The organism is Bordetella sp. 15P40C-2, from assembly GCF_009763235.1.
Classification (GTDB): domain Bacteria; phylum Pseudomonadota; class Gammaproteobacteria; order Burkholderiales; family Burkholderiaceae_B; genus Bordetella_A.
The window spans coordinates 131,655-148,120 of record NZ_WSJA01000021.1 but is presented as its reverse complement, the minus strand read 5'-3'; the positions used below and the strand labels follow the sequence as shown (position 1 = coordinate 148,120).

Below are 16,466 nucleotides of genomic sequence, written 5' to 3'. Positions count from 1 at the left end.
GTTATGGTGCTTACGCTGCGTTTATTGGCGCTGCGTTTCTACCTGTACCAACGTGACGTTCGCCACGGGAGCCACGGGCTTGCGTTCGCGACCCAGGCGTACCGGAGTCGACGCGGCGGCGATGCGCTGCTGCGTTTGCGCCAGACGCTCGGGGTCCGTTTCCACCCACTTCAGGCCGGCGGATTGCACGACGGCGTGCAGGTCCTGCTTGGTAGCAGTGCCGGGCAAGATGATGTCCTGCGAGGCCCCTGGCGTCAGGACTGCGGGCGCGGCGGCTTTATCGGCCGATGCCTCGGTCGTTGCAGGGACCGGGGTCGCGGCAGGAGACGCTACCTCAGCACCTTGCTCCGTAGCGGCGCTGTCGATGGCAGGGAAGGCCTTGACCGGCTCGGATACCGGGAACGTATTCGAGGTGTCCGATTGCTGCGCCGGCGTGATGACCGTAGCTGAGAGTGGCTCATTCGAAGCCTGCCCCGCTTGGGTCGCTTCCTGTGCAGGAGAGGCTTCCGTTACACCGGATCCCGCTTGCACGTTCGCCGGTTGCTCCGTTTTGGGCGTGGACTGAACGGGCGTTGCGGCTTCGGTAGTGGCCGTCTGGACGCGTTCTTCGGTCGCGGCAGGTGTTTTGTCGCCAGTTTCCACGGACACGGCGGGCGTAGCAGCAGCCTCAGTTGCAACGGCAGGTGCGGCCGAGGTGTCGGCTTCGCTGGCAGCAGCGGGAGTCGAGGCGGCGGCGTGAGTGCTATCCGCACGGACCGCAGCGGCTGTTTCAACGGCGGTCGGGGTGGCCGGTACGTCGGTTGCAGGCGTCGATGCCGGTGCAGCGGGTGCTGCTGAGGTCACCGCAGGGGTGGTTGTAGCGGTCTGAGAAGACGATTCCGAGGCTGCGGGCACGGCCGTCGCTTGGGCAGCGTCACCTTGAGCGGGCGCTGCCACAGGCGCTTGGCCTTCAGCCGCGACGACGGCTTGGACAGGCGATGCCTCCGCCGTCAATTCCTCACCCGTTTGCTCGTCGCTACCTTGTGCCACTTGGTCTTCCTGACCACGGCGGCCACGACGGCTGCGACGACGACGGCGCTTGCGTTCTGGATCGCCGGTGCCTTCAGCACCTTGGTTTTCCGTCGCTTGATCGTCGGCATCGATGCTGTCGACGGCTTGCGTCGTGTCTTCGGCATCGGCCTGAGCGGCACGGGCTACTTCAGCGGCGGCGCGCGACGGTTCGACCGCAGCCACCGTTTCCACGGATTGCGGCGTCGCAGCGCCTACCGGGGCAGCCACGGCAGCGGCAGCCACCACAGTGGCGTCCTGCTCGTTCAGCACCAGATCCTGTTGTTGAGCGTCTTCGCGGCGATTACGGCCACGGCCACGACGGCTGCGCGGACCACGGTTGGATTCGTCAACCGAACCGTCTGCCGATTGAGCGCGATCGTTGCGCTGGGTGTCGCGTTCATTACGCGCCACGACATCGCTGTCCGTACGGACGCTGTCGCGCTCGGCACGGGCGGGGCGCTCGGAACGTTCATCCTGACGGCGGTTTCCGCGCTGCTGTTGACGGTTTTGGCCTTCGGTCACCTCGGTGGTTTCCGTGGCCTGGCGAGCGTCGCCATTGCGGCGCTGGCGGTTGCGGTCCGAACCTTGACGGTCACCACGGCGCTCCTGTCCATCGGAGCGTCGGTTGCCCCGGGCGGCGCCGTTGCGCTTGGTTTCTTCCTTGACCGGTGCGGGGGCGGTGGCCGGAGTGCCGCTGATCCAGCTGATAAAGCGCTTGATCAGACCGCCCAGGCTGAATCCTGCTTCGGCCGGCTGCGCGACGGGGGTGGGGGGCGACACGGGAGCAGGTTGCGAGGGCGTGATGCCCTTAACCAATGCTTCCGGACGCGCTTTGACTTCTTGGTCGCGGGGCGCCCAGGTCAATTCCTCGGCGGGCGCGTCGGCCAGCTCGAAACTGGTTTTGACTTCTTCCAGACGCGGATCGTCGTGACGCAGACGTTCCAGGTGGTGATGCGGCGTTTCCAGGTGCTTGTTGGGGATCAGCACCAGATTGACCTTCAGGCGGGCTTCCATCTTGGTGATGTCGGACCGCTTTTCGTTCAGCAGATAGGTCGCCACGTCCACCGGCACCTGTGCGTGCACGGCGGCGGTGTTCTCCTTCATGGCTTCTTCCTGCAGCAGGCGCAGGACGTGCAGGGCGCTCGATTCGGCGTCGCGGATCACGCCGGTGCCGTTACAACGCGGGCAGGTGATGTGCGAGCCTTCGTTCAAGGCCGGGCGCAGACGCTGACGCGACAGCTCCATCAGGCCAAAACGGGAAATCTTGCCCATCTGGACACGCGCGCGATCGAAATGCAGGGCATCACGCAGGCGCTGTTCGACAGCGCGCTGGTTCTTGCTGTCCTCCATATCGATAAAGTCGATAACGATCAGACCGCCCAAGTCGCGCAGGCGCAGCTGGCGGGCGACTTCGTCGGCGGCCTCCAGGTTGGTGCGCAGAGCCGTTTCCTCGATGTCGGCGCCACGGGTCGAGCGCGCCGAGTTCACGTCCACGGCGACCAGCGCCTCGGTGTGATCGATCACCACGGCGCCGCCCGAGGGCAGCTGTACCGTACGGGAATAAGCGGTTTCGATCTGGTGCTCGATCTGGAAACGCGAGAACAGCGGGATATCGTCGCGATAGCGTTTGACGCGCTGGACATTGTCCGGCATCACCACGCTCATAAAAGCGGTGGCTTGATCGGCGATCTCGTCGGTATCAATCAGGATCTCGCCGATTTCTGGCGAGAAATAGTCGCGAATGGCGCGGATAACCAGGCTGGATTCGAGGTAGATCAGGATCGGCGCGGCATTGTCGCGCGCGGCCGAATCGATCGCCGTCCACAACTGCATCAGGTAGGATAAGTCCCACTGCAGCTCTTCGACGCTGCGGCCGATGCCGGCGGTGCGGGCGATGATGCTCATGCCTTGCGGCACTTGCAGCTGCTCCATCGTGTCACGCAGCTCTTGGCGGTCTTCGCCTTCCACGCGGCGCGAAACGCCACCGCCACGCGGGTTATTGGGCATCAAGACCAGGTAACGGCCAGCCAGGGAGATAAACGTGGTTAGCGCCGCGCCCTTGTTGCCGCGCTCTTCTTTTTCGACCTGAACAATCAGTTCCTGGCCTTCGCGCAGGGCGTCCTGGATGCGGGCGCTGCGGACATCGACGCCTTCTTTAAAGTAACTGCGGGCGACTTCTTTGAAGGGGAGAAAACCGTGACGATCTTCGCCGTAGTTGACAAAGCAGGCCTCGAGGCCGGGTTCGATGCGGGTGATGACGCCTTTGTAAATGTTGCCTTTGCGCTGTTCGCGGCCGGCGGTTTCGATGTCGAGATCGATGAGCTTTTGCCCATCGACAATTGCAACGCGCAGTTCTTCCTGGTGCGTTGCATTGAACAGCATGCGCTTCATGAGTGGTGTTCTCCGTTGTCATGACGCGCCGATATCGGCGCGTGACCCCGGGTCACTCGAGCTGCGGCCTGAAGCTGGCAAGAAATTCAAACGTTAAACGGCCGCCGGGCAGAGCCCAGGCTGCGCCGCCGCCGGTCAGGCGGGCACAGCGTGCCTACGGGCACGAGGTTCTGTCAGCAGGAGAGTCAGTTTCACGAAGAGGTTGACGGAAAGGATTGCTGTGAACGACAGATGCGGCGAACGATCAGCCTGCGCGCACCTGGTGCTTTTTAATACGCGAAAATTCTTACAGTTCTTCAGAGCCGCTTGCGGCAGGCAACGACTGAGCCTGAACAGCGGGCAAAAAGTGCCACGCCACTGTCCGGCAAAGCGCGGTTGCGCCGGCGACCGAGAGACCCCGGAGCTGAATTAGCAGGCGACGGTACAATGACGGCGCGCGTGCTCGACGGAGACGCGTTGTTGCATCTCTACGCCGGGCGGCGTGTTCCCCGTTGTTCAGCCCCCGATGTTCAGCCCCTCAAGGCTGTCCCGATTATATGTCGCTTTCCGTAATGCGCAAAGAAACCCCTGCCTCCGCTGCAAGTCCCGCCGTGCGCCTCGTCGAGGTCGGCCCCGAACACGAGGGTCAGCGCATTGATAATTTCCTGTTACGCCTATGCAAAGGCGTGCCCAAGACGCATATCTATAAAGCCATCCGGGGCGGCGAAGTTCGGGTGAATAAAGGGCGTATTCAAGCGGATTACCGGGTGGCCGTGGGCGATGTGGTGCGCGTGCCGCCCTTTCGCATGCCCGCACCGGATCAGCCGCGGCCCGTGCCGGCCTCCGAGTTCCCGGTGGTGTTCGAAGATGACGCCATGCTGGTCATCGACAAACCCGCCGGTGTCGCCGTGCATGGCGGCAGTGGCGTGTCGTTCGGCGTGATCGAACAGTTGCGCGCGGCGCGCCCCGGGGCAAAATTCCTTGAGCTCGTTCACCGGCTGGATCGCGAGACATCGGGGCTATTGATGGTCGCGAAAAAGCGCAGCGCCTTGCTGGCCCTGCACGCCATGCTGCGCGAAGGCAAGGGCGGCAAACACTATCTCGCCCTGGTCGAAGGCGACTGGGTCAACGAACGGCAGCACATCCGCATGGCGCTGACCAAATGGACGACGCAGTCCGGCGAGCGCCGCGTGCGTCCCGACCCCGATGGTCAGCCCGCCCACACGATCGTGACGCTGCAGCAGCGTTTTGGCGGCTACAGTTTGCTCGACGCCGAACTGCGTAGCGGTCGCACGCACCAGATCCGCGTGCATCTGGCTGCCAGTGGCTATCCCATTGTCGGGGACGACAAGTATGGAAGGGACGAAACGCGCGCTCAGTTCGCCCGTCAGGGTTTTACCCGTATGTTTTTGCACGCGCACCAATTAACCTTGCCGCATCCCTTGACCGGGGAAACGCTCACATTGACGGCGCCCCTGCCGGCAGCATGCCGCAAGCTCTTGCAGCAGTTGGAGAATAAATAATTATGTCGTCGTACTCGCTGGTGGTGTTCGATTGGGACGGAACGCTGATGGATTCCACCCACGGCATCGTCTCGGCCATTCAAGGCGCCTGTCGCGATCTGGAATTGCCCGTGCCTTCCACCTCCGAGGCCAGCTGGGTCATCGGTTTGTCGCTGGAAAGCGCTTTGCGCCGCGCCGTGCCCCAGCTCACCCAGGCCATGCTGCCACGTTTTCTCGAGCGTTATCGCACGCATTATTTGCTGCGTGACCCTGATTTGCAGCTTTTTGACGGCATCGAGCCGCTGTTGGGCGAATTGGCAGCCAAGAACGTGCGGCTGGCGGTCGCGACAGGCAAGAGCCGGGTAGGGCTGAATCGTGTCCTGGCCGCCACCGGTCTGCGCAATGTGTTCGACGCGACACGAACCGCCGACGAAACATTTTCTAAACCTCATCCCGCCATGTTGCAAGAACTCATGGCCGAATTAGATGTCGAACCCGAGCACGTGATCATGGTGGGCGACACCTCGCACGACTTGAATATGGCGACCAATGCCGGTGTGCACGGCCTGGGCGTCACCTATGGCGCTCACAGTCCCAAGGAACTGCTGGAGTGCGTGCCACAGGCCGTCGTGGACGATGTGCCGGCTTTGCGGGAGTGGTTGTTGCCTCGCGTGGGCGGCTGAACTCCTGATTTCCTGGCCCGCCCGGCCGCGATCACTGGCAGTTGTTTATCCATAACAGGTAGCGCTTGGGCGCGCCTCAGGAGAGCAGGTCATGTTGATACGCAAACCGGGTCACGACCCTTTGTCGTCCGAAATCACGCCGGAAGCCGTCTGGCAGTCGCGTCGGGAATGGATGGCGCGCGCCGCCACGATCGCCGCGGCGGCCGGCCTGTCATCCTGGGCGAATCGCCAGGCGTTCGCGCAAGCCCCCGATGCCTTACCCGCCAAGCCAAATGGGGCGTATTCGGTCATGGACAAGCCGACCGAATTGAAGGACATCACCTCCTATAACAACTACTACGAGTTCGGGGTCGACAAAGATCAGCCCGCTCGTTACGCCGAAAAGTTGCAGACTCGCCCGTGGACCGTGTCGGTCGAAGGCGAAGTCGTGCAGCCCAAAACATTCGACATCGATACGCTGCTCAAGCTCGCTCCGCTAGAAGAGCGCGTCTATCGCCTGCGCTGTGTCGAGGGATGGTCGATGGTGATTCCGTGGGTCGGCTATTCACTGGCGAACCTGCTCAAACAGGTCGAGCCCACGGGCAACGCGAAATATGTGGAATTCACCACCGTGGTGCAAAAGGACAATATGCCGGGCCTGCGTTATCCGGTGCTGGATTGGCCTTACGTCGAAGCGCTACGTCTGGACGAGGCCATGCACCCATTGACCATGCTGGTGTTCGGCCTATATGGCAAAGTCTTGCCCAATCAGAATGGCGCGCCGCTGCGCCTGGCTGTGCCTTGGAAGTATGGCTTCAAATCCGCCAAGTCCTTGGTGCGCATCCGTCTGGTCGAGCAGCAGCCCACCAGCTCCTGGATGCAGGCCGCGCCCAGTGAATACGGGTTTTACGCCAACGTGAACCCCGATGTTCCCCATCCTCGTTGGAGTCAGGCGACCGAGCGACGCATCGGGGAGGGCGGTTTTTTCACGCCCAAGCGCAAGACACTGTTATTCAATGGCTACGCCGATCAGGTGGCATCCCTCTATCAGGGGATGGACTTGCGTGCCAATTATTGAGGCAGGCACGCACATGAAGCAATGGTCAGCGCAGACGGTCGCGCGCTATAAACCCGTCTTGTTCGCAGCCGGGCTGTTTCCGCTGGCGCGATGGATTTGGCTGGGCTGGCATGACGCCCTGACGGCGAATCCGATTGAGTTTCTGACCCGATCTTCGGGCACCTGGGCGCTAGTCTGCCTGTTGGTCACCCTGGCCATTACGCCGCTGCGCCGGATCCTGCACCAGCCCGCGTTGGTGCGGCTGCGGCGCGCATGTGGGTTATTTGCGTTCTTTTACGCGCTTTTGCACGTGATTGCGTGGGTCTGGTGGGATAGGGGGTTGGATATTTCGGCCATGATCCAGGATGTGTGGGAAAGACCGTTCATCACGGCCGGCTTCGTGGCGTTTATCTGCATGACGGCGCTGGCGCTTACCTCGACGCAAGGGGCCATGCGCCGGCTGGGCAAGCGCTGGCAGACCCTGCACCGGCTGATCTACCTGTTAGGCGTACTGGCGATCGTGCATCTGTGGTGGCACAAGGCGGGCAAGAACGACTTTGAGCAGCCGCTCATTTACGGTGCCGTGCTTGCCCTGTTGCTGGGCTGGCGCTTAGTTGCGCGGTTCAAGTAGCGCCATCATGATCGCGGCGGTTTCCGCGTCGGGCTTGCCTTGGTAGTCGTGGGGGCGGTAGTGCATCTGGAATGCCGCCAGCACGTTTTTTGTTTCGCGGTCCAGCTTTCCGGTCTGCGGGCAGGCATAGCCCAGCAGCTCCAGCTGCCGCTGGAACCAGGCGATGTCCGGCACGCCTTGCTGTTGCAGACTGACCCAGTACGTCGCCGCCCGCGCCTCGTCATACCAGCGGCCGATCCCTGCCTGCGCGAGTCGTTTCCAGGGAAATAACGGTCCCGGATCCGTCTTGCGTTGGGGCGCAATATCACTATGGCCGACGATATTTTCCGGCTTTACGCCATGGCGGGCGATCAGATCCTTGAGCAGCAAGATCAACGCTTGAATCTGATTTTCGCTGTAAGGCTCCCACGTGGCTTGGCCCTGCGGCAGATCGGTGCGGCCCTGGTTGACCAACTCGATGCCGATCGAGACCGGATTCACCGACACCTGCTTGAACCAGCGGCTTTCGCCCGCATGCCACGCCGTGCGTGATTCATCCACCAATCGATACACCTGAGGACGCGGCGTATCGGTGATCAGGTAGTGCGAACTGACGTTGCCCTGAGACAGCAGCCTGAGCGATACCTCGTTGTTGGCCGAGGTGTAATGCAGCACGATGTAGCGCACCCGACTGTCCTGGCTGACGGCGCGGATCGAGTCATCGATTCGCAGCGAGGTCGGCGCGCGCGGCGCGGCGCAGCCGGCCAGAGCGAGCGTCAGTGACGCGCACAGCAGGGCGGGCCACCTTAATAAGGTTTGAGTCATATTGCCGTCACGCGCGCTGGGCGAGATAAAGAAATAGTGTCGGCTGCTTGTCCAGATCCGGCGCGGGCTGCTTTTTCCATTCCGCGATGCTGTACGTGCGTACCCATTCCTCGTCCGTGGTCAGGGAACGGGCAACGCACAGCCGCGTGTCGGGCCGCAGGCTCGACAATAGTGTGGCGAACATCGCCGCATTGCGATAAGGCGTTTCGATCAACAGCTGCGTCTGATGATGGCGCGCGGAATACTGCTCCCACGCGCGCAGCTGCTTGGCCCGCTCGGCCGGATCCACCGGGGCGTAGCCGTGAAAGGCAAAGCGCTGGCCATCCAGGCCGCTGGCCATCAATCCCAGCAGAATCGACGATGGCCCGACCCACGGGCGCACGATAATGCCCATCCGGTGAGCGGCGGCCACCACCGTGGCGCCAGGGTCCGCGACGGCCGGGCAACCGGCCTCGGAAACCAGGCCAATTTCCTTGCCGTCTCGCACCGGCGCGAGCCACTGCTGAATCTCGCCCGCGTTGGTCTTGGGCGTCAGGGTATGGGTGGTGATTTCCTGCAGCGGGCGGACAGTGCCGATCTGCTTCAAAAAAGCGCGAGCCGTCTTGGCGTTCTCGGCGATATACGTGTCCAGGCCGCCCGCCAGCGCGCGCGCATCCGAGGGCAGCCAGCGCTCGGGCGAGGCGGTGCCCAGGCCTACCGGGATAAGGTGTAGCACGCCGCTCATGCCGCGTTTTCCAACGGTGAAGCATGAGTCAAAGGATCCAGTCCAAAGGTGGCCAGCATGCCGGTCAACGCGATCAATGGCAGGCCGATAATGGCGGTCGGATCGTCGCTACGGATGGACTCCATCAACGCGATGCCCAAGCTTTCCGCCTTGGCGCTGCCGGCCGTGTCAAACGGCGCCTCGGCGCGCAGATAAGCGTCTATGGCGGCGTCCGACAGCGGGCGGAAACGGCACAGCGTCACTACGTCCGTTTTCTCGACGCGTTGTCCATCGGTGACGGCCAGCGCGCTGTGGAATTCCACGGTTTGCCCCGCCAGCATGCGCAGCTGCGCCTGGGCGCGGGCAAAATCGCCGGGCTTGCCAATCGGTTGGCCATCGATGGTGGCCACCTGATCGGAGCCGATCACGACGCAGCCGGGGTGTTTCGTCGCGATTGCCATGGCTTTGGCGACCGACAGTCGCAGCGCCAGCGCGGCCGGGGTTTCGCCATCCTGTGGTGTTTCGTCCACATCCGGCGAAATGGCCTCAAAGGGCAGGCGCAGGCGCGCCAGCAATTCGCGACGGTAGGGAGAGCTCGAAGCCAGGATCAGGCGGGGTGGTAAATTAGGCATGCGTTGTTTGACGGTTAGGCGTAAGTCACGGTATTATCTAACGTTTTGCGGGATTTTTGCACGGCGCCAGAGGATTTTGGTGTCACGCAGGATGGTCGCGCAGCGGCTATGATGCCAGGTGCGTTCAGGTGTCGTTGTCGTGCCGGTAAATGTTTAAAGCCGGCCGTCATTAAAGCAGGCTGTGGTTAAAGCCGCTGATTTTCTGTCTACGAGTCGTATCGCCGAAAAGTTTGGCAGATCCTCGACGGAAAGGTCAGCGGTTCGGGACTAACAAAGTTTACGGAGTTCGCATGAGTGACAATCAACGGGCAGGCGCGGCAAAGCCGCACGGGTCCGTGTCGGCGGCTACCGTAGTCGATGCATTCGCGCTGGCCAGACAGGGTGGTTCTCTGCAGGGCGAGGTGCCGCTGTCGCGCATGACGCGCGCTATCGAGGGTTTGCCCGAGCAGCCCCAGGGCGATGCGGGCCTGGTGCGATGGTCCGTGCGTGGCGAGATGGGCAAGGGCGTGGTCGGGTCGAGCATTGCTGCCGATCAACCGCTGTTGCATCTGCACGTCGAGGCGCATCCGGTCCTAATTTGCCAGCGTTGCAACGATCCCTTTGTATTCGACGTAGATTCTTCGACAGTATTGCAGTTGGTCAAGTCCGAGGACGAGCTCGACGACGATCTGTCTATGGATACGCAAGATCCGGATGTTGTGGATTCGCTACCTGAAAAGGTCGTGGGTTCGCATCGATTTGACCTGTTGGCCCAGGTTGAAGATGAGCTCATTTTGAGCATTCCATTCGTGCCCAAGCATCTTGTATGCCCGGGCGCGCAGGCCGAAGACGGCGACGCGCAGCAAGCGTCTGCCACCCAGCGTCCGTCGCCGTTCGCGGTGCTCGAACAACTAAAGCGTAAAGATTAGATCAACATCGGGCGCGCATCGCGTACAATGCGCCCCGTTTCTAGGAGTCATCATGGCTGTTCAACAAAACAAAAAATCCCCGTCCAAGCGTGGCATGCACCGCTCGCACGATTTTCTGGTCAACCCTCCGACCGCGATCGAACCCACCACGGGCGAAACGCATCTGCGTCACCACATCAGCCCCAACGGCTTCTACCGTGGCCGCAAGGTCCTGAAGACCAAAGCTGACGAATAAGCTGCTGCAAAGCGCTTTTTCTCACGGCAGCAGCTGATCTGCAACTGTGATACGCATCGCTATTGACTGCATGGGCGGCGACTTCGGTCTGCCCGTCACGATACCGGCTGCGATCGAATTCGCCCGGCAGTTTCCCGATACCCACTTGTTGCTGGTCGGGCTGCCTGACGCTATCGAAACGGCTCTGAAAGAACATCAGTCCGTTCCGCGCGATCGCCTGGAAATCGTCCCTGCCTCCGAGGTCGTCACCATGGACGACCCGGTCGAGGTGGCTTTGCGTCGTAAAAAAGATTCGTCCATGCGCCTGGCGGCTCAAGCCGTCAAGGATGGGCGGGCCGACGCCTGCGTGTCCGCTGGCAATACCGGCGCGTGGATGGCGATTTCGCGTTACGTGCTCAAGACGCTGGACGGCATCGATCGTCCGGCCATTGCCACGTCGATTCCCAATCAGACCGGGCGGGCCACCACCGTGCTGGATTTGGGGGCGAACGTCGATTGCACGGCCGAGCACCTCTTGCAGTTCGCCATCATGGGCGCCGCGCTGACGCAGGCGGTGGACCATCGCGACAATCCCTCAGTGGGCTTGTTGAATATTGGCGAAGAGGTCATCAAAGGCAACGAGGTCGTCAAAGAGGCGGCCGAGCTGCTGCGCCGCAGTCCGCTGAATTTTTACGGCAACGTCGAGGGCAACGACATCTTCAAGGGCACCGTCGATGTCGTGGTGTGTGACGGCTTTGTTGGCAATGTCGTGCTCAAATCCGTGGAAGGCCTGGCGAAAATGCTCTCGAGCATGATTCGCGAGGAATTCAAGCGCAACATCATCACGCTCCTGGCTGGCGCCATCGCCAAGCCGGTGCTGAACCGTCTGCGCGGCCGCGTCGATAACCGCCGGTATAACGGTGCCGCGTTGCTCGGCTTGCGCGGTGTGGTGATCAAAAGCCATGGCTCGGCCGATGCGTATGCGTATGGCTTTGCCCTGCAACGCGCGCGCGAAGCCGTGGTGAGTAAACTGCTGGAACGCACTGCCCAGACCGTGGTGCTGATCACTCAGCGCTCACAACTGGGCGATGCCGCAGCCGGTGAGACTGCCACGGCTGGAAATACCGTTTGATGGATAAGGTAATGACATACGCCAAGATCGCTGGCTCCGGTAGCTTCCTGCCAGAGCGGGTCGTCTCCAACGACGAATTGGCCGCCGAACTGGCGACGCGCGATATCGCCACGTCCGACGAATGGATCGTCGAGCGCACGGGGATACGCCAACGGCATTTGGCCGAACGTGGCGTGACCACCAGCCAACTGGCGACCGAAGCCGCGCGCCGCGCGTTGGCCGATGCGGGCGTCGACGCTGCCGAGGTTGACCTGATCGTCGTCGCGACCTCCACGCCGGATTTTGTGTTTCCCAGCACGGCTTGCCTGGTTCAAGCCAATCTTGGGGCCAAGGGCGGCGCGGCGTTCGATGTGCAGGCGGTTTGCAGCGGCTTTGTCTATGCCCTGAGCACCGCGGACGCCTTCGTGCGTGCCGGCCGGGCGCGTTGCGCGCTGGTGATCGGCGCCGAAGTCTTCTCCAGCATCCTCGACTGGAACGATCGCAGCACCTGCGTATTGTTTGGCGACGGTGCGGGCGCTGTTGTGCTCAAGGCTTCCGACGAGCCGGGCATCCTGGCCGCGCACCTGCACGCCGACGGTTCGCAGACCAAGATTCTCTGCGCCGCTGGCAATGTGGCTTACGGCGCGGTGGTGGGCGATCCGTTCCTGCGCATGGATGGTCAGGCCGTCTTCAAGCAAGCCGTCACCGTGCTGGATCGTTCGGCGCGCGATGTGTGCGCCGAGGCGGGCGTCGAAGTCTCTGACGTGGACTGGCTCATTCCACATCAGGCGAATGTCCGTATTTTGAATTTCCTGGCGCGCAAGCTGCACGTGCCGACCGAAAAGGTCGTGATCACCGTGGATTCGCACGCCAACACGTCTGCCGCCAGCGTTCCGCTCGCGCTGGACGCCGCGCGCCGCGACGGGCGCGTACAGCCGGGCCAGCTCGTCCTGATGCAGGGCGTGGGCGGCGGCTTTACTTGGGGTTCGGTGTTGGCACGTATGTGACCGTCGCGCGGGCCGCTGGCTCGCGCCGGTGACGGGCCTCCACACGATCTCGGGTATTCTCCCAATCTGAAATCAGTTGATGCTTCTATCATGAAAATCGCGTTTGTCTTTCCCGGCCAGGGATCTCAGTCGGTCGGCATGCTCGATGTCTGGGCCGGCAATGCCGCCGTGGCCGATGTGGTCGCGCGCGCGGGTGAAGCGTTGGGGCAGGATTTGGGCGCTCTGATCGCCCAGGGCCCCGCGGATCAGCTCAACCTCACCACCAATACTCAGCCCGCCATGCTGACGGCCGGCGTTGCGGTGTTCGCCGCCTGGCGTGCCGCAGGCGGCCCGATGCCCGCCTTGGTAGCCGGTCACAGCCTCGGCGAGTATTCCGCCCTGACGGCTGCCGGTAGTCTGGCACTCGAAGACGCCGTGCGCCTGGTGCGCGTGCGCGCCGATGCCATGCAGGCCGCGGTGCCTGTGGGTACGGGTGGCATGGCGGCGATCCTGGGTCTGAGCGACGATGCGGTACGCGCTGCGTGCGCCGAGGCGGCGCAAGGCGAGGTCGTCGAAGCCGTGAACTTCAACGCGCCCGCGCAGGTCGTGATCGCCGGCCACAAAACCGCTGTCGAGCGCGCCTGTGAGGCCGCCAAGGCAGCCGGCGCCAAGCGCGCGCTGCCGTTGCCGGTGTCCGCGCCGTTCCATTCCAGCCTGCTGCGCCCGGCCGCCGATGTGCTGGCCGATGCGCTCTCCAAGATCTCCCTCGCGTCTCCGCAAGTGCCCGTGATCAATAACGTTGACGTGGCCACGCCCGCCGATCCCGAAGCCATCCGCGACGCCTTGGTGCGCCAGGCATGGCATCCGGTTCGTTGGGTCGAAACCCTGCAGGCCATGAAAGCCCAAGGCGTTACCCACGTGGTCGAATGCGGGCCGGGCAAGGTCCTCGCCGGATTGACCAAGCGTATCGACAGCGAACTCGTTGGTCTGTCGATTACCGATCCGGCCTCTCTCGAAGCCGCGCTGGCGACGCTGTCGTAGCGCCGGGGCACGCCTCGGCATTGCACGCACATCGCCACATACACGGAAACTGACATGGACAAACAATTGGCAGAACTGCAAGGTAAAGTGGCCCTCGTCACTGGCGCCACGCGCGGGATCGGCAAGGCTATCGCCTTGGAACTCGCGCAACGCGGTGCTATCGTCGTGGGTACGGCGACCAGCGAGTCGGGCGCGCAAGCCATCAGCGAAGCGCTCGCGCCGTTCGGTGGCCGCGGCGTGGTCCTTGATGTGACGGACGCCCAAGCCAGCGAAGCGTTGATCGAGACGCTCAGCAAGGCCCCGGAAGGCGGTCCTCACATTTTGGTCAATAATGCCGGCATCACGCGCGATAACCTCGCCATGCGGATGAAAGACGACGACTGGAGCGCGGTGATCGACACCAACCTCGCGGCCGTATTCCGCTTGTCACGCGCCGTCATGCGCGGCATGATGAAGGCTCGTTGGGGTCGTATCATCAACGTGACCTCGGTGGTGGGCGCCAGCGGCAACGCAGGCCAGGCCAATTACGCTGCCGCCAAGGCAGGCGTGGCCGGTATGTCGCGCGCGCTGGCTCGTGAATTGGGCAGCCGTAATATCACGGTCAACTGCGTCGCCCCGGGTTTCATCGACACGGACATGACCCGTGCGTTGGGCGAGGCTCAGACCTCGGCGCTGATGCAGCAAATTCCGTTGGGGCGTTTGGGCGCGGCCGAAGATATCGCGCACGCGGTGGCCTTTTTAGCGAGCCCGCAAGCGGGTTACATTACCGGGACCACGCTGCACGTCAACGGCGGAATGTATATGCAATAAATCGGTCTTTCAGGGCCGGTTTTAGGGTACGCCCACGGGCGTAAAGTTACTTTTCTCACGGCTAGGCGTTTGCATTCCTCTGCGCTTAGCTATAATTCGCGGGATTTTTCCCAATTGGAGATCTGCATGGAAAGCATCGAACAGCGCGTCAAGAAGATCGTCGCTGAACAACTTGGCGTGAACGAAGCCGAGATCAAGAACGAATCCTCCTTCCTTGACGACCTCGGTGCCGATTCGCTCGACATGGTGGAACTGGTCATGGCGCTCGAAGACGAGTTCGAGACCGAGATCCCCGACGAAGAGGCCGAGAAGATCACGACCGTGCAGCAAGCGATTGATTACATCAATTCGCACGGTAAGCAGTAAGCGCAGCCTGTAAATTTTCCCGCCGTCATGCCGTTTTCGGCTGGCGATCGGGATCGGGGCGGTTTCAGGGGTGTCGTGCGGTTCGCTGGCAGGGTATTGTTAAGATACGTCTGCTGGTGTGCCGTTCGCATGGCGCATCCGAGAACCGCCTTTCTTTTGTCTGTTTTAGGAGTCCTCCGTGAAGCGACGAGTCGTCATTACTGGCCTGGGTATCGTATCGCCCGTGGGCAACGATATCTCCACAGCCTGGGACAATATCGTCAACGGACGTTCCGGCATTAGCCGCATCACCCGTTTCGATCCTTCAGCCATCACCACGCACATCGCCGGTGAGGTCAAAGACTTCGACGTCACGCAGTACATGCCCGCCAAAGAAGCCCGCCAGATGGATACTTTTATCCATTACGGCATGGCCGCGGGCATCCAGGCTTGGCAAGATAGCGGTCTGACCGTGACCGAGGAAAACGCGGAGCGTATCGGCGTCATCGTAGGCTCCGGCATTGGCGGCCTGCCGCGCATCGAGGAAACGCAGACCGAGTTTCTGGCCAAGGGACCGCGTCGTATCTCGCCGTTTTTCGTGCCGGCCTCGTTGATCAACCTGATTTCCGGTCAATTGTCGATTCGCTTTGGCATGAAAGGCCCGAGCTACGCCGTCGTTTCGGCCTGCACGACGGGCTTGCATTGCATTGGAGATGCCGCGCGTCTGATCGAATACGGCGACGCCGACGTCATGGTCGCCGGCGGTGCGGAATCCACGGTTTCGCCCTTGGGTATCGGTGGCTTTGCCGCGATGCGCGCCTTGTCCACGCGTAACGATGATCCGACCACCGCTTCGCGTCCCTGGGATCGTGATCGCGATGGCTTCGTGCTCGGCGAAGGCGCGGGTGTCCTGGTGCTCGAAGAATACGAGCATGCCAAAAAGCGTGGCGCTCGCATCTATGGCGAGTTCGCGGGCTACGGCATGAGCTCCGACGCGCATCACATCACTGCACCGGACAAGGATGGTCCGCGTCGTGGCGTGATCAACGCGCTGCGCAATGGCGGCATTAACCTCGACGAGGTGAACTACGTCAACGCGCACGGTACCTCGACGCCGTTGGGTGACAAGAACGAAACCGACGCACTGAAGCTCGCCTTTGGTGATCACGCCAAGAAACTGGTGGTCAATTCGACGAAGTCGATGACGGGTCACTTGTTGGGCGCGGCCGGCGGTATCGAAGCTGTGTTCACGACGCTGGCGGTGTACAACCAGAAGTCGCCCCCGACGATCAACATCTTTAACCAGGATCCCGAGTGTGATCTGGACTACTGCGCCAACGAGGCGCGGGACCTGAAGATCGATGTCGCAATTTCCAATTCCTTTGGTTTTGGCGGCACCAACGGCTCCATGGCCGTTCGCCGGATCTAATTTGGGCGTCCTTCGGGAGTCCAGTTCCTGGACGCAGTGCGTGCCACTGCGTCCGATCCGGCGGGCCCGGCCAGCGTCCGAGCCGGCTTTGGCTCAGACGCATGGGCGCCGCCCTGTCCGCGCCCGCGCACTGCGTGCGGTGGCGGGCAGCAGAACCTGGCAAATTCGCCTGGGCCGCAGCTGGTTTCCCGCCGTGCTGCGCGACAGCCGG

16 protein-coding genes are annotated in these 16,466 nt (G+C 62.4%); 12 read left to right on the top strand and 4 right to left on the bottom strand.

Annotated elements, in window-relative coordinates; translation table 11 throughout:
* Positions 1–21 precede the first annotated feature (21 nt).
* On the bottom strand, positions 22–3,441 hold the full coding sequence (locus GOQ25_RS10285; protein WP_160350373.1) for an Rne/Rng family ribonuclease: 3,420 nt from the start codon (positions 3,439–3,441) through the stop codon (positions 22–24).
* A gap of 536 nt (positions 3,442–3,977) precedes the next feature.
* On the opposite strand from GOQ25_RS10285, the gene GOQ25_RS10280 reads away from it, so the two are divergent.
* The 4 genes from GOQ25_RS10280 (at position 3,978) to msrQ (ending at position 7,272) form a co-directional block, all read left to right on the top strand.
* Positions 3,978–4,943: an RluA family pseudouridine synthase gene (locus tag GOQ25_RS10280; RefSeq protein ID WP_160350372.1), complete on the top strand. Its 966-nt coding sequence runs from the start codon at positions 3,978–3,980 to the stop codon at positions 4,941–4,943.
* A gap of 2 nt (positions 4,944–4,945) precedes the next feature.
* Entirely contained in the window at positions 4,946–5,605 is a 660-nt protein-coding gene (locus GOQ25_RS10275; RefSeq protein WP_160350371.1) for an HAD family hydrolase, read from the top strand.
* Positions 5,606–5,696: 91 nt separating this feature from the next.
* Positions 5,697–6,662, top strand: coding sequence for a protein-methionine-sulfoxide reductase catalytic subunit MsrP (gene msrP / locus GOQ25_RS10270; protein WP_160350370.1), 966 nt, complete (start codon positions 5,697–5,699; stop codon positions 6,660–6,662).
* 13 nt (positions 6,663–6,675) lie between these two features.
* Positions 6,676–7,272, top strand: coding sequence for a protein-methionine-sulfoxide reductase heme-binding subunit MsrQ (gene msrQ / locus GOQ25_RS10265; protein ID WP_160350369.1), 597 nt, complete (start codon positions 6,676–6,678; stop codon positions 7,270–7,272).
* On the opposite strand, the gene GOQ25_RS10260 is transcribed toward msrQ, so the two are convergent.
* The 3 genes from GOQ25_RS10260 to GOQ25_RS10250 are packed head-to-tail and all read right to left on the bottom strand — an operon-like array spanning position 7,252 to position 9,411.
* Entirely contained in the window at positions 7,252–8,076 is an 825-nt protein-coding gene (locus GOQ25_RS10260; RefSeq protein WP_160350368.1) for an N-acetylmuramoyl-L-alanine amidase, read from the bottom strand. The genes msrQ and GOQ25_RS10260 overlap by 21 nt on opposite strands.
* A 7-nt stretch (positions 8,077–8,083) precedes the next feature.
* Positions 8,084–8,800 carry an SAM-dependent methyltransferase gene (locus tag GOQ25_RS10255; RefSeq protein ID WP_160350367.1) on the bottom strand — a complete coding sequence of 239 codons (717 nt, stop codon included), beginning with the start codon at positions 8,798–8,800 and terminating at the stop codon, positions 8,084–8,086.
* On the bottom strand, positions 8,797–9,411 hold the full coding sequence (locus GOQ25_RS10250) for a Maf family nucleotide pyrophosphatase (protein ID WP_160350366.1): 615 nt from the start codon (positions 9,409–9,411) through the stop codon (positions 8,797–8,799). The genes GOQ25_RS10255 and GOQ25_RS10250 overlap by 4 nt, the downstream gene beginning before the upstream one ends.
* Before the next feature lie 290 nt (positions 9,412–9,701).
* Between GOQ25_RS10250 and GOQ25_RS10245 the strand changes: the two genes are divergently transcribed.
* The 8 genes from GOQ25_RS10245 (at position 9,702) to fabF (ending at position 16,255) form a co-directional block, all read left to right on the top strand.
* Entirely contained in the window at positions 9,702–10,319 is a 618-nt protein-coding gene (locus GOQ25_RS10245) for a DUF177 domain-containing protein (RefSeq protein WP_160350365.1), read from the top strand.
* A 52-nt stretch (positions 10,320–10,371) separates the two neighbouring features.
* On the top strand, positions 10,372–10,554 hold the full coding sequence (rpmF, locus tag GOQ25_RS10240) for a 50S ribosomal protein L32 (RefSeq protein WP_026640362.1): 183 nt from the start codon (positions 10,372–10,374) through the stop codon (positions 10,552–10,554).
* 46 nt (positions 10,555–10,600) lie between these two features.
* On the top strand, positions 10,601–11,665 hold the full coding sequence (plsX, locus tag GOQ25_RS10235; protein WP_160350364.1) for a phosphate acyltransferase PlsX: 1,065 nt from the start codon (positions 10,601–10,603) through the stop codon (positions 11,663–11,665).
* Complete coding sequence (locus GOQ25_RS10230) at positions 11,665–12,651, top strand: beta-ketoacyl-ACP synthase III (RefSeq protein WP_160350402.1); 987 nt, start codon at positions 11,665–11,667, stop codon at positions 12,649–12,651. The genes plsX and GOQ25_RS10230 overlap by 1 nt, the downstream gene beginning before the upstream one ends.
* A gap of 90 nt (positions 12,652–12,741) precedes the next feature.
* Entirely contained in the window at positions 12,742–13,671 is a 930-nt protein-coding gene (gene fabD, locus GOQ25_RS10225; RefSeq protein ID WP_160350363.1) for an ACP S-malonyltransferase, read from the top strand.
* A 54-nt stretch (positions 13,672–13,725) separates the two neighbouring features.
* Complete coding sequence (gene fabG, locus GOQ25_RS10220) at positions 13,726–14,481, top strand: 3-oxoacyl-ACP reductase FabG (protein WP_160350362.1); 756 nt, start codon at positions 13,726–13,728, stop codon at positions 14,479–14,481.
* Positions 14,482–14,607: 126 nt separating this feature from the next.
* The gene (acpP, locus tag GOQ25_RS10215; RefSeq protein WP_003813816.1) at positions 14,608–14,847 is read left to right on the top strand and encodes an acyl carrier protein; all 240 of its coding nucleotides are present in this window, start codon (positions 14,608–14,610) and stop codon (positions 14,845–14,847) included.
* A 178-nt stretch (positions 14,848–15,025) separates the two neighbouring features.
* On the top strand, positions 15,026–16,255 hold the full coding sequence (gene fabF / locus GOQ25_RS10210; RefSeq protein ID WP_160350361.1) for a beta-ketoacyl-ACP synthase II: 1,230 nt from the start codon (positions 15,026–15,028) through the stop codon (positions 16,253–16,255).
* The last annotated feature ends 211 nt before the right edge of the window (positions 16,256–16,466 follow it).